Source organism: Gaoshiqia sediminis (assembly GCF_025907915.1).
GTDB classification, from domain to species: domain Bacteria; phylum Bacteroidota; class Bacteroidia; order Bacteroidales; family Prolixibacteraceae; genus Gaoshiqia; species Gaoshiqia sediminis.
In genome coordinates this window covers 21,450-36,694 of the sequence record NZ_JAPAAF010000033.1, presented here as the reverse complement: position 1 = coordinate 36,694, position 15,245 = coordinate 21,450, and the positions used below count along the sequence as shown (strand labels likewise).

Genomic DNA, 15,245 nt, shown 5'->3' with positions numbered 1-15,245 from the left:
AAAATCTTCCCGAAAATTACAACTGGTTTCACGACTGAAGGAAAACCATGGCTATCAGCCAGGTGCAAACATCACAACCTAATTATTAATGTTAGCCCCGGATGGTATGCAATTGATGATATGCACCCTCGTATGCTTTGGGGATACTGCCCATTTAAGTTATTTAAAGAAACCGTAATTTTCATCGCACGGCGCTTATTTACTCCAGCACTAATAAGAACGGGAATACTGGTTAAGTCGGCAACAACCCCCGCAAGAATAATAAAACCAAAAACATCGGTTTGAGACGCTGAACCATGTTCCCAACTCGAATCAAAGCCCGCAGCCCCAACAACCAAGAATGCCGTACCTGTTCCCAATAATATCAATCCAGTTCTGCTTTGCTTTGCACTTCTTTCCAAATAAAAATTCCGTGCAAACTCATTTTCTGCACGACGGTCTTGACTATAGGTATTAACTGCCATAAAAACGCAAATCAAAAAAACAACTATTGCTTTCATCGTTATTGATTTTGAATCTTTTACGACATGCAGAGATATACTGTTACCAACCTAAATGTGCGTTTTTTATAAGTGACCAGGAAAATGAAAGGCCGCCAAATCCGTTTGATTTCAAAACCTATTTTTTAAAACAGGAAACAACCTGATAGCAATTTCAAAAAACATGTTTTCTTTTGTATCTTGAGATTTCTAAAAACCTAACGACAGATTTTTGCTATTCAGGAAAATCTAACTGAAACGACTATGAAAAAAACTATTTTTCTTGCTTTTGCCTTTCAATGCCTTACCTCATTCATCTTCGCGCAAATCAGCGTTTCCGGATTGTTGGTCGAGAATAAAGTCAACCCGGTTGGGATCAGCGAAATGTATCCCAGGCTAAGCTGGCAGCTACAGTCATCCAAACGGAATGTCACCCAAAGCGCCTTCGAAATCCGGGTCAGCGAAGATTTAAACTCCCTGCTGAGGGGCGCCAACCTGATTTTCCATACCGGCAAGATTCCGTCCGACCAGTCGGTATATGTACAATTTACCGGCAGTACACTGAAACCGGGACGCAAATACTACTGGCAAGTTCGTGCCTGGGACCAGAACGACAAGATGTCGAAATGGAGCGAGCCTGCCTTTTGGGTGATGGGTATCATGGGACCAGAAAACTGGACAGCCAAGTGGATTGAATCCACTGTACGCGAACCGGAGAACCGCCCTTCCCCGATCTTCCGAAAAGAATTTACAACCAATAAGAAGGTGAAACTGGCTGTGGCTTTTATCACCGCACGTGGCATGTACGAAGCCGAGATCAATGGCAAACGTGTGGGTGACATTTGCCTGGCCCCTGGCTGGACATCATACAACAAACGCCTGCAATACCAAACTTACGATGTGACCAATCTGCTGCTGGACGGCAAAAACGCCGTCGGCGTAACGCTTGGAAACGGATGGTACCGCGGCAATATCGGTTTCGACGGTCAGAAAAACTTCTATGGCGAGAATCTGTCCCTGCTCTTTCAGATGCAGATTATTTATACCGATGGCTCAGTTGAAAATGTAATTTCGGATGGATCGTGGCGCTCATCAACCGGCCCCATACAGTATTCCGAGATCTACCACGGCGAAACCTACGATGCCCGCCTCGAAAAAGCAGGCTGGACAATGCCTGGGTACAACGATACCGACTGGGAGAACATCCGACTGGCCAACTATCCGGTAATCAACCTGGTGGCCACTAAAAACGAACCGGTACGCAAACGCGAGGTATTTAAACCTGTAAAAATACTGACTACCCCAACAGGTGAAAAAGTGATCGACTTTGGGCAAAACCTGGTTGGCTGGGTCAAAATGAAGGCATCGGGCAACGCGGGCAACCAAATCAGCATTTTCCACTCGGAAGTGCTTGACAAAGACGGAAACTTCTATACTGAAAGTTTGCGCTCGGCCAAACAGAAAAACACCTTTATCCTGAAAGGAGAAGGTGTGGAAGAATTTGAGCCCCGGTTTACCTGGCAAGGGTTTCGCTTCATCAAGGTGGAAGGTTATCCCGGTGAACTGAAGGCCGAAAATTTTACCGCTACCGCCTTGTATTCCGACATGGTGCTTACCGGCACATTCTCCTGCTCCGATGATCTGGTGAACAAGCTTCAGCAAAATATCCAATGGGGGCAGCGCGGCAACTTTGTAGATGTGCCAACCGATTGCCCTCAGCGCGACGAACGCTTGGGCTGGACCGGCGACGCGCAGGCTTTTGCCCGCACCGCCAGTTTCAACTTCCGGGTGCACAGTTTCTTCAACAAATGGATGAAAGATGTAGCGGCAGATCAATACCCCGACGGAGGTGTTCCCTTTGTGGTCCCCGATGTGCTGAACAACGGCCAGTGCAGCCCCGGTTGGGGCGACGTGGCCACCATTGCCCCCTGGGCCATGTACCTGGCTTACGGCGACAAACCGTTGTTGGAATCCCAATATGAAAGCATGAAAAAATGGGTGGACTATATCCGCAGTGTCAGTCAGAATAATCTCTGGTCCCCAAAATTTTCGTTTGGCGACTGGCTGTTTTACCGCCCATTTGACGACAACTCAGGGCTATCGGCCGTTACCGATAAAAACCTGATTGCCCAATGCTTCTTTGCGCACTCTACGCAACTGTTAATTAACGCCGCCCGTGTATTGGGAAATGATGCTGATGCAGAGGCCTACGAAGCTCTTTTACAAGAAATCAAATCGGCCTTCCTCCATGAATACGCAACAGCCAGCGGACGCCTGGTTTCGGGTACCCAAACAGCTTATGTACTGGCACTGCATTTCGACATGCTCCCGGAAAATATGAGGGTGCAAGCGGCCCAGCGGCTTGTGGAAAATATCCGGGCTTACGACACCCACCTAACTACCGGGTTCCTGGGCACCCCATACCTGTGTCATGTGCTTTCGCGGTTCGGTTATAATGATGTGGCCTACGACCTGTTGTTGCAAAAATCCTATCCGTCGTGGCTATATCCGGTTACCATGGGCGCTACTACCATTTGGGAACGCTGGGACGGCATCAAACCCGACGGCAGCTTCCAGACCCCATCCATGAACTCCTTCAACCACTATGCCTATGGGGCAATTGGAGATTGGCTCTACCGTGTGGTGACCGGCATCGATACCGACGAGGAACAACCGGGCTACAAGGCGATTCGGATAAAACCGCAGGTAAGCAATAAACTTACACATGCCAAAGCCACGCTCGAAACCTATTACGGCAAGGTAAGCTCGGCTTGGGAGCGTATCGGCGGAAGACTAAACCTGAATGTGGAAATCCCGGTGAATACCACCGCTACCGTTTACGTTCCGGCTACTGATGCTTCAAAAGTAAAGGAAAGCGGAAGGAGTATAACAGGACACAAAGATCTGGAATTGGTTGGATCGGAAGAGGGTTACGTCATCGTAAAAGTTGGTTCCGGGTTGTGGCAGTTTTCGGCAAATTAAAAAAATTCAAGTACAGTTTGAGCATAAAAGAGGGGTGTCAAAAAAAGCCATTGGCACCCCTCTTACTATTTTCAGAATATTACACCTTCGGCAAGGTCCAAGGGGCACGGTATCGGGCTTTCACCAATTCGTTGGCTTCAGGATCGTTTTCGAATTCCTGCTTCTCGTGGTTCCAAAAAACTTTGCGTCCGGTTCGGTAGGCAATATTTCCCAGGTGAGCAATGCGGGCAATGTGGGCGCCGGTTTCGATGTCGCAATTGGGCGTTTTGCCATTTTTAATGCAATCCAGAAAATTGCGCACATGTAAATCCAGACCATCTCCCTGCACTTTTTGCAGCTCAAGTCCGGCAAATCCTTCTTTGGCGCTGGTACTCTTGGTTTCCGGGATTACTTCCCAGCCCGAACGGTCAATCACCAACGTACCGTATTCGCCGACAAAAGCCACGCCGTGGCCGCGCTGTTTGTAATTAGCCCCGTAAATACCAATGGTATGATCCCACACCAGGTTGAAATCGCCAAAATCATACACGGTGGTCATGGTGTCGGGGGTTTCCATGGCATCCTCGGGAAAAGCATATTTGCCCCCAACGGCCATTACTGATTTGGGCACATACTGGTTCATACCGAACAAGGCGAAGTCGAGCAAATGTACTCCCCAATCGGTCATTACGCCGCCCGCATAGTCCCAGTACCAGCGAAACGAGGCATGAAACCGGTTTTTGTTGAACGGGCGCTTGGGGGCAGGCCCCAGCCAAAAGTCGTAATCCACACCTTCGGGAGCTTCGGTGTCCGGCTCCACCGGGATCGAGGTTTTCCATCCCACGTTCGACCATGAACGGACCGAACGAACCCGCCCCAGGTTACCTGCCTGGATATAATCAACCGCATCGCGCCAGTGCTGATGGCTGCGCTGCCACTGCCCCACCTGCACCACGTTTTTATATCGCTTTTGGGCAGCAACCATCACGTTGCATTCTTCAATGGTGGCTGCAATTGGTTTTTCAACATACACATGCTTGCCCGCCTCCGAAGCGTACACCATGGGCAGACAATGCCAATGGTCGGGGGTGCCAATGATTACCGCATCAATGTCCTTATTCTCGATCAGTTGACGGAAATCACTGTAGAGCAATGGTTTCTTGCCCGTTTTCTTTTCAACTTCGGCGGCACGCAAATCCAGCACGCGCCTGTCCACATCACAAAGGGCAACACATTCCACATGGTCGTTTTTCAGGAATGATTCCAGGTTATTGAAGCCCATTCCCCGGCAGCCGATCAAGCCTACATTCACTTTTTCGTTAGGAGAACAACCAGCGTTCAGCAAAGTAGGAACAGCAGCAACGCCAGCAGCCAGCACGGCCGATTGCTTTAAGAAATTTCTTCTGTCAGTTTCGTTCATATCGGTTTGTCATTTTATTGGATCATGAAAATTCTACGGTCAGTAAAGATAGTAGATTTGTAAGAAAGCATAGAAAAGCTATGCCAGTATATGTCAATCGATTTTTACAAAAGCAAATAATGACCAAGTGGTCATTCTTAACAATCCGTTAACCTAAAATACTTGAAAAGCAAGGCTACCACATCGTACCTTTGACCAACCGTTTAGTCATAAAAAAGAAAAAACATGCCCAGGACCGAAGAACAATTGGAACACATCAGAAAAGAAAAGAAGAAACTAATCTTGGATGTTGCGTTAGAACTTTTCGCCACAAACGGGTTCCATGCAACGTCAATCAGCCAGATCACCAAAAAGGCAGGCATTTCGAAAGGCCTTGTTTACAATTATTTCGAAAGTAAAAACGACATTCTGGAAGAAATCAGCCATCAGGCGTTCGATAACATCTACTCACAGTTCGACCTCAACCACGATGGTATTCTAAGCCGGGATGAGTTTATTACTTTCATTCGGAACACCTTGCGTTCCACCAGCGAAAACCGGCAATTTTGGAAGCTATATTACGCCTTGATTTTTCAGCCGCACATGCTCGAATCGTTTACCCGGAAATACGCCGGTAAGGGCCATGAGTTTGGCCGATTGATGCGCGAATTCATCGAATCGCAAGGCAGCTGCGACCCCGATGGCGACCTGCTGGCCATCTCTTCCTTGATCAAAGGCACCGCGTTGGTGCTGGTCACCTCCCCTGATTTTTTTCCACTAGCCGATTTTGAGGAAAAAACTATCGCGGCCTGCTTTCGTTTAATCAGTCATCAACCCGATAAAACCAACTGAGATGAAAACCTTATTGCTCCTGCTTACATTGTTTGCTTCGGCTTATCATGCCCGGGCCCAGGAAATTGACGTAAAAGCCATCGTCAAACAGGCCGATGAAAAGTTCAGGGGCACCTCCAGCGAGGGAATGCTCCGCATGACCATCCAACGCCCCACCTGGTCGCGTACCATTGCCATGAAAAACTGGACCCTGGGAACAGAATTTTCGCTGATCTACATTACGGAACCGGCCAAAGAACGGGGCCAGGTTTTTCTGAAACGCCACAACGAAATGTGGAATTGGGTGCCCAGCATCGAGCGGATGATCAAAATTCCACCCTCGATGATGATGCAATCCTGGATGGGATCGGATTTCACCAACGACGACTTGGTAAAAGAATCGTCGCTGGTGAAGGATTACGACCAAAAACTGCTTGGCATGGAAATACTGGAAGGTTACAATTGTTACAAAATTGAACTGGTTCCACTGGAAGATGCCGCCGTTGTTTGGGGGAGAATCGTCATGTGGATCACAGAGGAAGACCTTCTCTCGCTGAAAGGCGAATTCTACGACGAAGACGATGAGCTGGTGAACACCGAAATCCTGTCGGACATCAAATGGATGGACGACCGGATCATGCCCACCCGTCTGGAGATGATACCAGCCGACAAACCCGGCCAAAAAACAATCATGATTTTCGAAAACATCAAATTCAACGTTAAGCTGGATGAGTCGTTTTTCTCTATCCAAAACATGAAACGGATCAAATAATCCGGATTCCGTTGCTTTCAATAGGAAGAAACCTGTAACTTGATCAAACTTCAACCTGAAAACCATGAATACCGACCTGAAATTAGCCTGGCGCAATATCTGGCGCAACAAGCGGCGAACGCTGATTACCATGGCGTCCATCTTTTTCGGGGTGCTGCTGAATACATTCATGACCTCGATGCAGGAAGGGACCTATTCGAAAATGATCGACAACGTGGTAGGTTTTTATTCCGGCTACATCCAGCAGCACCATCCCGAATACTGGGAAAACAAAACCATTGATAACACGTTTCAGCCCAACGATTCTCTTTACCGGATAATCCGGAGAATACCGACAGTTACTGCAATTGTTCCCCGGCTGGAGTCATTTACGCTGATGTCGTTCGGCAACAACACCAAGGGGGCCGCACTGATTGGCATTGACCCTGAAAAAGAAAACAGGATGACCCGCCTGTCTCATTGGATTGAAAAAGGAACGTACCTGCAGCCGGGGGACAACGGAATTTTGCTGGCGAAAAACCTGGCGAAAAACCTGAGCATTCAGGTGGGCGACACGTTAGTGATGATCAGCCAAGGCTACCACGGCGCCAGTGCAGCCGCCCTTTTCCCGGTAAGGGGCATCCTGAAATTCCCCGCCCCTACCATGAACAACCTCGGCGGATACATCGACCTGAATGCCGCACAGGAGTTTTTTTCTGTTCCCGAACGTCTGACATCTCTGGTTTTCATGGTAGATGACTACGGAAATGTCAGCCAGACCAGACAACAATTACAACGGGAGCTGGGCTCCGCTTACCAGCTGATGACCTGGGACGAGATGGATCCGGTAACCAAAAACATGATTGATGCCGACCGATCGGGCGCATATATCTCGAAAGGGATTCTATACCTGTTGGTTGGTTTCGGTATTTTCGGAACGGTGATTATGATGATTGCCGAACGCCGCAAGGAAATGGGCATCATGGTGGCCATTGGCATGCAAAAAAGCCGGCTGGCCAAAATCCTGTTCTACGAAACCACATTGATCGGCTTGGTAGGCGTGTTCACCGGTTTTGCTATCAGCTACCCGCTCATCCTATACCTGGTTTACCATCCCATCCCCATTACCGGCGAAGCCGCCGAAGCTTACGAACAATTCGGCTTTGAAGCGGTAATGTACTTCTCGTCGCAATGGTTTGTATTTGCACGGCAGGTACTTATCGTTTTCCTGCTTACGCTCACGGTGTACCTATACCCCCTGGTAAAAATATATCGGATGAAATTAACCAAAGCCCTTCATGCATAACTTAAAAAACATGTTGCCATGATGATAGCCGTAGCCTGGAGAAATGTTTGGCGAAACAAAACCCGAAGCCTGGTAATTACCATCGCCATGAGCCTGGGACTGGCTTCCGGGATTTTCTATATGGGTTTTTACCGGGGCATGATGGATCAGCGTATCCAAACAGCCATAGCCACGGAAGCTTCGCACATCCAGGTGCATCATAAAAGCTACCTGGAAAACCCGGATAAAAAATTCTTCATTACACAAGTCGATTCCACTCTTGATGCCATCAGAAAAGAGACCGGCGTAAACGCGGTTTCAAGCCGGATCATCCTGAACACCATGATCCAGTCGGCCGCTACCGGCTCGGGAGTGAAGATAACCGGTATTGTCCCTGAAAACGAAAAACTGGTGACCAACCTGTACACCAAGATCGCCGAAGGCTCGTGGTTTAAAGACGGAAAGCGCAACCCGATTGTCATAGGCCGAAAACTTGCAGACAAGTTGAAGGTGAAACTCAAATCGAAAGTGGTAATCACCTTGCAGGACATGGAAGGTAATATGACCGCTGCCGCATTTAAGGTGGAAGGCATTTTTGAAACATCGAACACGGCCTACGACGAAAATTGTGTGTTTGTGCAAAAAGCCGATCTGGCACGGGTGATGGTAATGGAAGAAAATGCCTGTCACGAGATAGCCGTTTTGCTTAACGACAATGCACTGCTCGATCAAGTAAATACCGAACTGATCGGGAAATTTCCTGACCTGGATATAAAGAATTGGCGGGAAGTTATGCCGGAAGTATATTTACTGGAAAGTAGTTTTAACCTCACCATGTTTATTTTTATTGGTATCATCCTGTTGGCACTGCTTTTCGGTATTATCAATACCATGCTCATGGCCGTATTGGAACGGACCAAAGAACTGGGCATGCTCATGGCCATCGGCATGAACAAAACCCGCGTGTTTATGATGATCTTGCTGGAAACCGCTATGTTAGCGCTGTTTGGCGGAATGTGGGGAATTTTACTGGGTTGGCTGCTCAATTTCTGGTTCGGCATTCAGGGAATCGATCTCGGCGCTTGGTCAACCGCCTATGAATCCATGGGATTCGACACCCTGATTTACACCCATTTACCCCTGTCCGTCTCGCTCCAAATTGCGTGGATGGTCATGGTCACCGGAATTCTGGCAGCCATTTACCCGGCCATCAAAGCACTGAAACTAAAGCCAGCCGAAGCCGTCAGGATTGATATGTAACCAATGAAATCAACACGTTCAGTAAAATACAAACGAACCGAAAAAAACGAACAACCATGAAGGTAATCGAAGTCACCAACCTCATAAAAATATACAACGAATCGGAAGTTAAAGTGAACGCCCTCAATGGTATCGATCTTGGCATCGAAGAGGGCGAATTTACAGCGATAGTGGGACCTTCCGGATCCGGGAAAACCACCTTCCTGAACATGTTGGGTGGACTGGACATGCCCACTGCCGGCGAAATACGGGTTGGCGGTACCGACATCTGCGGCCTCTCATCATCGCAACTCATCGACTTCCGGTTACGCAACATCGGCTTTGTTTTCCAGGCTTATAACCTCATCCCGGTGCTGACGGCCATCGAAAATGTAGAGTTCATTATGCAATTGCAGGGCACCCCAAAACAAGAACGCGAAACCCGTGCAAAGGAACTGTTACACCAGGTAGGGCTGGGCGACCGGATGAACAGCCGACCGGCCAAACTTTCGGGTGGCCAGCAACAGCGCGTGGCCGTGGCACGGGCCCTGGCCTCAAAACCCAAGTTTGTGCTGGCCGATGAGCCCACGGCCAACCTCGACTCCAAATCGACTGAAAACCTGCTCGATATGATGGAGGAACTGAACCGGAAAGAACAGGTTACCTTCATTTTCAGCACCCACGACCAACGGGTGGTACACAAGGCACGGCGAGTCATAACGCTCGAAGACGGATTGGTAATCAGTGACGAACGAAAATAAACCAATGAAGCAGGTATTGCTGATCATACTGACCTTGGCTTTTTTACAGGGCATCGCACAGGAAAGCAAACTAAGCCTGCACGGCTATGTAAAAGACCTTTTCATGCTGTACAAGCCGGAACAACCGATGCCTGGATCTAACAAGGCTTCCTTGACAACAAACACCTTGCACAACCGGTTAAATTTTAAATGGTACACTTCAGAACAAATAACCGTGGAGGCCGGGATGCGAAACCGGCTGTTGATGGGCTCTCTGCTGTCCGAATATCCGATATACCGCCAATTGGTTGATACCGATCAAGGGTACCTCGATTTGTCGTTTATCTCCTTTTATGGCGACAGCTGGTATGTTCATTCGATGATCGACCGGGCTTACATCGACTGGTCCTCGGGAAACTGGCAATTGCGAGTGGGCCGGCAACGCATCAACTGGGGCATCAACCTGGTTTGGAACCCGAACGATGTATTCAACTCCTTTTCTTATTTCGATTTTGACTATGAAGAACGCCCGGGTACCGATGCCGTGAAGCTGCAATACTACACCGGGCAAACCTCATCAGCAGAATTGGTGTACAAAGCGGGGGACCATGCACACGAAACAGCAATAGCCGGACTGTACCGCTTTTCGAAATGGAGCTACGACTTTCAGTTTCTTGGCGGGAGGGTCGGCCCCGACTGGATGATTGGCGCCGGTTGGGCCGGCGATATCCGGGGTGGCGGTTTCCGGGGCGAAATCACCCATTTTGAACCCCGCAAGCAACATTCGGAATCAGAAAAAGCGACGGTCATTTCGATCTCTGGCGACTACACGCTGAAAAGCTCGCTCTACCTGCATACCGGCCTTTTATACAATAGCCACGGAAAAACCGGCAAGGCCGGGGGCATGGATCTTCTTTTCAATCCAGCCATGTCGGCCAAAAACTTGTCGTTTGCACGCTGGTCGCTGTTCGGGCAGGTCTCGTATCCGATCACCCCCTTACTTGGCTCCGGACTCTCAGCCATTGTAAACCCCGGCGATGGTTCTTTGTACGCCGGTCCGTCATTCACCTATTCCCTGCAAAACAACCTGGAATTCATGCTCACAGGCCAATTGTTTTTCGGACAATCGGGAAGCGAATTTGGCGACATCGGCCAGCTCATTTTTACCCGGCTGAAATGGAGTTTTTAAGCACAGCTACCTATTTCCCAACAATTTATCTTTCTGCACCAGTGAATATCAACAATATCAACAATTAAAAATGTTAAACTGACTTCCCGGTGCACGCCATATCTGAAAAATAGATTAATTTGCACCAATAAATGAAAAAAGAAGGATGGTTAAACACGATGTTGACGGTGATGATTTTGTTCTGAAGGCTGTTGAAGGCGCAAAAATTGGCTTGTGGCACTGGGATATTGATAAAGAAATAATCAATATCAATGCAACACTGGCAGAAATTATAGGATATACGGTTCATGAACTAAGCCCGATTACCCTGGAAAAATGGATGCAACTCAAACACCCCGATGACGCAACGGTGTCAAAACATTTTTACGAGCAGCTAAAAAAAGGGGAACGTTCCGGTTTTTTGTTTGAACACCGGCTCCGGCATAAAAACGGAAACTGGGTTACTGTCCAAAGCAACGGCAGGGTTACCAAACACAGCCCCGAAGGGAAACCCAGCATCATGGCTGGCACCTTTATCGACATCAGCGAGCTGCACCACTCCCGGAAGCACTTACAGTACCGGTACGAAATTGAGAAGTTGGTAGCCTCTATTTCGTCCGACTTTGTGGGTATCCCGAATCGAAAGCTCAACTTCACCATCCAAAAAACACTGGAAAAAATCGGCAGGTTTGCCTGTATCGACCGGTGTTATGTTTTTTTACTGAAGCAAAACAATACCGTCATGGACAATACCCATGAATGGTGCGCCCCGGGCATTCATCCGGAAATTCAAAACCTTCAGGATTTGCCCACTTCGATTTTTCCGTGGTGGATGAAAAAAATGAACCGGCTGGAACATATCCACATCAGCGATACAGCCATCATGCCCAAAGAAGCGTCGCAAGAACAAGAGACACTTAAGGCACAAGACATTCGATCCTTGCTGGTAGTACCAATTCACTATAAAAAAAACCTGCTTGGCTTCATGGGCTTCGATTCGGTAAGGCGCCATAAAGAATGGCCCGAAGCTGATATCCACCTGCTTGAAACAGTGGGCAACACCATTGCCAACGCGCTGAATGCCAAACGTAACCAGGAAATGCTTGTGAAAGCAAAAGAAGCTGCCGAAGAAAGCAACCGCCTGAAATCGGCCTTCCTCGCCACCATGAACCACGAATTGCGTACGCCACTTCACCACATCCTTGGTTTTAGCGAGTTACTCCGAAGCAACCAGTTTCCGAAGGAACAAACCGGAATTTTTGCCAACAAGATCTATGAAAGTGGCAAAAACCTACTTCAGATCATCGAAGACATTTTAAGTTTAGCCCTGGCAGACCAATCAGAAATTAAAATCCGGAATGAAGTATTTAGCGGCCCCGACCTGTTTATTCAGCACAAATCGTTACTGGAAGAAATCCTGTTCGTTTCAAACAAAGAAAAAGATATTACACTAATATACAACCCGTCAACGGAGTTTCTGTCTAACAGGTTCATCGCCGATAGAAACAAGATCAACCAGGTTATTCTCAACCTGTTTAAAAACGCCATCAAGTTCACCGATACCGGTTCGGTTGAATACGGCATACAGCTTGACAACCCGCAACAACTGACTTTCTATGTAAAAGACAGCGGCATGGGTATTCCCAAAAGTCAGCAAGAGTTGATTTTTGAGTTCTTCCGCCAGGGAGATGACTCGCACACCCGGTTACACAGTGGCATTGGCATTGGGTTATCCATCTCAAAAAAAATTACCGGCATCCTGAAAGGCCAACTGACCGTAGAATCAACGCCGCGAAAAGGCAGCACCTTTCGGTTTTCTGTACCGGTTGAAACGATTACCGATTCGATGCAGGTGCTGCAAACCCGGACAAAAACGATGGCTCCCCCCGATTTATCGGGCCATCGCCTACTCATGATTGATGATGACCCCAGCAGCTTATTCCTGTTGAAAAACCTGCTGCAAGAAACCAAGGCAGATCTGCTTCATCTGGAAAACAGCAAAAATGTGACTTCCTTTTTAACCGAAAATCATCCGGTTGACTTGGTACTGCTTGATTTGAAAATGCCGGATGAGGAAAGTTTGCTAGCGGCGAAACAACTGTCGGGAGCCCCGTATTTTTATCCGGTCATTGCCCTAACGGCCCACTCGCTTTTGGATGAAAAAGAAAAAGCGCTGCACGCCGGCTGCAAAGCCACCCTCAGCAAGCCCCTTGAACCCGGGTTACTGTTTGAGGCGATCACCAGCGCTCTCGCGCGCAAATAACTGATTATCCGGGCAAGACCAGTTCTCCAATAGCCGAACAACAGTCTTTGCTCCCGAACTTAAGCTAGCGGACAACCAGCCTGTGCGCGCAAATACGATCACCAGCGCTGTTTTTCAGAACAATGACGTAAAGCCCCTGCGACAATTCGGTAAGATTGGCATCGGTGGTGGTGAAGGTTTTCAGCAGAGAGCCTTTCAGATCGTAGATTTCGGCCAAAGCAAAGCCTTGCTGATCGATATGCAGAATGCCAGAAGTTGGGTTTGGATACATCACCCCTGGCAGCACCTGCTGCGATTCGTCCCCGGTAAAAATATCGGGTGTAAGCTGATAAAGCGCCGATTGCCGCTGCCCGTTTTCTTCGGCTGTCAGATAATACTGACTCTGGCCAATGAGAGCAAGCCCTTCGTATTGCCACGAATAACTGTTTACGGTGGAAAGCTGCCTGCGGCTGATGGCGCCATCCGAAAAATTAGCGCCCGAAAACCCGCTGATGCCAACCATAAATGGCGACAGCAACGTATAGCCAACCAACAAGAGGGTGTTATTTTCCGGATCATACGCAGCATCGGCCACCAAACCCTGTACGTTGATGCTGCCCGATTTCTGTACCTGATAGGTTCCGGGCGCTTTCGGAACAGGATAGATATTGGTTTTCCCGTCTCCCCAGTTCTTGGTGAATACATACAATTGATTACCAACTGCGACAAAAGCTTCTGCATCGAAATTGGTACTGTATGAAGTTGCCGTAAAATCGGTCTGGTCGGCATACGAAAAGCTGATTGATTGGGCGGTTACCACATCATTTTCCGTCTCCAGATAATCGGACAATTCTACCCGGTAAATTTTTAAATTGGTGCGCGAACCTGAGTTGTTCCCAAAATCGCCGATGTACAGGTAGGTATCATCCGCGCAGATGGCTTCCCAATCCACAATGCTGGCGTTGGCCACGGTTACTTTTCGCAGTACGTTTCCGGTGGCGCTGTCAATTTCATACAAAGCGGCTTCTCCGCCCGAATCATTGTGTGTGACGATCCTCTGATCCAGGTACAACAAGCCCGATGTTTCGTTTACCGTTCCCGAAAGCGCTGTAACCAACGACAACTGCTGTCCTGTTGCCAAAAAAGGAGCAACACTGATCAACAGGAAAAAGACAATCTGCTTCATAAGCCAAGGTGTTATACGTATATCGAAAAATAGCTATTGGTTTCCTAAAGTTACGGCTTATTCTTTTACCGAATTCATTCGGTTTTGAGGTGGCTACCCCCACTTCAGAAGTACCCCCTCCCACTTCAAAACCGATTCGTTGACTTTCAAAGACGACTGAATTCGGTAAAAAGATGAATGAAGTTAAAAAAAGACGACTACGATCGTAAAAAAGAGAACCGAGTTCGGTAAAAAGAGGAATTAATTCGGTAAAAAGAGAACTGCAGTCACAAAAAAACGACTCCGGTCATCTTTTTATCCCTTGAATTCGGTAAAAAGATGACCGGAGTTATTATGGATGTGGTAGCTGAAGTATTACTGAAGGTGTTCGGTGTATTACTTCTTAGGCAGGACGTCGATGTTGAGGGCGCCGGTAATTTTCCCGATATTTTCCGGGTCAATCAGCCCGCGGATGCTGATCAGGGCATTATCGTCGCCGCCCACCACCAGCAACAGTTCCGAAAATTTGCCTTTCCCGGCGCTGCGCCCGTAAAAACGGACCACTTCATTTTTTTCGGTAACTTCCATCAACACCTCATAGTCGTGGTTTTTGAAAAAGCCGTCGGCCTCCAGTTCCTTGTAAAAGTCGAGCGAGCGGTTCAGCTCATCATTTTCCACCGCCAGAATGCGGATACCTTCCAATCCCGAAAGAAAATCCGATTCGGGAGAAACACTGTCCATTTTGCTGGCGAAACTGAGCAAGGCACCACTGATGTTTACCGTAGTCAGCCCATCGCGGTTGGCATATTTCTCGAAAAGCCTGTCAACCGGGCTTTTCTGGGCCATCCCAACCAGAGGGAGCAGCATCACCAACACGAAGATCAGCTTCACAACAAAGGCACCGGTTACACGGGCAACCGTCATTTCGGGTTTATTTTGCCCCGTACAGCTTTGGTTTTTCTTTTGAACAATTCTTGTTTTCATG

12 protein-coding genes are annotated in these 15,245 nt (G+C 48.1%); 8 read left to right on the top strand and 4 right to left on the bottom strand.

The window, feature by feature from the left end; genetic code table 11:
* Positions 1-71: 71 nt before the first annotated feature.
* On the bottom strand, positions 72-500 hold the full coding sequence (locus N2K84_RS16285; protein ID WP_282592892.1) for a hypothetical protein: 429 nt from the start codon (positions 498-500) through the stop codon (positions 72-74).
* Between the two features lie 243 nt (positions 501-743).
* Here N2K84_RS16285 and N2K84_RS16280 point away from each other — a divergent pair, with 243 nt between their 5' ends.
* Positions 744-3,461 carry a glycoside hydrolase family 78 protein gene (locus tag N2K84_RS16280; RefSeq protein ID WP_282592891.1) on the top strand — a complete coding sequence of 906 codons (2,718 nt, stop codon included), beginning with the start codon at positions 744-746 and terminating at the stop codon, positions 3,459-3,461.
* Positions 3,462-3,540: 79 nt separating this feature from the next.
* On the opposite strand, the gene N2K84_RS16275 is transcribed toward N2K84_RS16280, so the two are convergent.
* Positions 3,541-4,860, bottom strand: coding sequence for a Gfo/Idh/MocA family protein (locus tag N2K84_RS16275; RefSeq protein WP_282592890.1), 1,320 nt, complete (start codon positions 4,858-4,860; stop codon positions 3,541-3,543).
* A 225-nt stretch (positions 4,861-5,085) separates the two neighbouring features.
* Here N2K84_RS16275 and N2K84_RS16270 point away from each other — a divergent pair, with 225 nt between their 5' ends.
* The 7 genes from N2K84_RS16270 to N2K84_RS16240 all read left to right on the top strand — a co-directional run bounded on the left by N2K84_RS16270 (position 5,086) and on the right by N2K84_RS16240 (position 13,116).
* A complete protein-coding gene (locus tag N2K84_RS16270; protein WP_282592889.1) occupies positions 5,086-5,691 on the top strand; it encodes a TetR/AcrR family transcriptional regulator in 606 nt (201 codons plus the stop codon).
* 1 nt (position 5,692) lies between these two features.
* The gene (locus tag N2K84_RS16265) at positions 5,693-6,442 is read left to right on the top strand and encodes an outer membrane lipoprotein-sorting protein (RefSeq protein ID WP_282592888.1); all 750 of its coding nucleotides are present in this window, start codon (positions 5,693-5,695) and stop codon (positions 6,440-6,442) included.
* Between the two features lie 64 nt (positions 6,443-6,506).
* Positions 6,507-7,727 carry an ABC transporter permease gene (locus N2K84_RS16260; RefSeq protein ID WP_282592887.1) on the top strand — a complete coding sequence of 407 codons (1,221 nt, stop codon included), beginning with the start codon at positions 6,507-6,509 and terminating at the stop codon, positions 7,725-7,727.
* 18 nt (positions 7,728-7,745) lie between these two features.
* Positions 7,746-8,966: an ABC transporter permease gene (locus N2K84_RS16255; protein ID WP_282592886.1), complete on the top strand. Its 1,221-nt coding sequence runs from the start codon at positions 7,746-7,748 to the stop codon at positions 8,964-8,966.
* Positions 8,967-9,022: 56 nt separating this feature from the next.
* A complete protein-coding gene (locus N2K84_RS16250) occupies positions 9,023-9,706 on the top strand; it encodes an ABC transporter ATP-binding protein (protein WP_282592885.1) in 684 nt (227 codons plus the stop codon).
* 4 nt (positions 9,707-9,710) lie between these two features.
* On the top strand, positions 9,711-10,874 hold the full coding sequence (locus N2K84_RS16245; protein ID WP_282592884.1) for a hypothetical protein: 1,164 nt from the start codon (positions 9,711-9,713) through the stop codon (positions 10,872-10,874).
* A gap of 145 nt (positions 10,875-11,019) precedes the next feature.
* Entirely contained in the window at positions 11,020-13,116 is a 2,097-nt protein-coding gene (locus tag N2K84_RS16240) for a hybrid sensor histidine kinase/response regulator (protein ID WP_282592883.1), read from the top strand.
* Positions 13,117-13,180: 64 nt separating this feature from the next.
* On the opposite strand, the gene N2K84_RS16235 is transcribed toward N2K84_RS16240, so the two are convergent.
* Together N2K84_RS16235 and N2K84_RS16230 are read right to left on the bottom strand one after the other, a co-directional pair.
* Positions 13,181-14,281 (bottom strand): T9SS type A sorting domain-containing protein, encoded by a 1,101-nt coding sequence (locus N2K84_RS16235; protein WP_282592882.1) that lies wholly within the window; start codon positions 14,279-14,281, stop codon positions 13,181-13,183.
* Between the two features lie 375 nt (positions 14,282-14,656).
* Positions 14,657-15,244, bottom strand: coding sequence for a DUF4252 domain-containing protein (locus N2K84_RS16230; RefSeq protein WP_282592881.1), 588 nt, complete (start codon positions 15,242-15,244; stop codon positions 14,657-14,659).
* Position 15,245: the final 1 nt, after the last annotated feature.

Coding starts and splice junctions, on each gene's coding strand:
- N2K84_RS16285 (WP_282592892.1), bottom strand. CDS start 500: ATGAAAGCAATAGTTGTTTTTTTGATTTGCGTTTTTATGGCAGTTAAT.
- N2K84_RS16280 (WP_282592891.1), top strand. CDS start 744: ATGAAAAAAACTATTTTTCTTGCTTTTGCCTTTCAATGCCTTACCTCA.
- N2K84_RS16275 (WP_282592890.1), bottom strand. CDS start 4,860: ATGAACGAAACTGACAGAAGAAATTTCTTAAAGCAATCGGCCGTGCTG.
- N2K84_RS16270 (WP_282592889.1), top strand. CDS start 5,086: ATGCCCAGGACCGAAGAACAATTGGAACACATCAGAAAAGAAAAGAAG.
- N2K84_RS16265 (WP_282592888.1), top strand. CDS start 5,693: ATGAAAACCTTATTGCTCCTGCTTACATTGTTTGCTTCGGCTTATCAT.
- N2K84_RS16260 (WP_282592887.1), top strand. CDS start 6,507: ATGAATACCGACCTGAAATTAGCCTGGCGCAATATCTGGCGCAACAAG.
- N2K84_RS16255 (WP_282592886.1), top strand. CDS start 7,746: ATGATGATAGCCGTAGCCTGGAGAAATGTTTGGCGAAACAAAACCCGA.
- N2K84_RS16250 (WP_282592885.1), top strand. CDS start 9,023: ATGAAGGTAATCGAAGTCACCAACCTCATAAAAATATACAACGAATCG.
- N2K84_RS16245 (WP_282592884.1), top strand. CDS start 9,711: ATGAAGCAGGTATTGCTGATCATACTGACCTTGGCTTTTTTACAGGGC.
- N2K84_RS16240 (WP_282592883.1), top strand. CDS start 11,020: ATGGTTAAACACGATGTTGACGGTGATGATTTTGTTCTGAAGGCTGTT.
- N2K84_RS16235 (WP_282592882.1), bottom strand. CDS start 14,281: ATGAAGCAGATTGTCTTTTTCCTGTTGATCAGTGTTGCTCCTTTTTTG.
- N2K84_RS16230 (WP_282592881.1), bottom strand. CDS start 15,244: ATGAAAACAAGAATTGTTCAAAAGAAAAACCAAAGCTGTACGGGGCAA.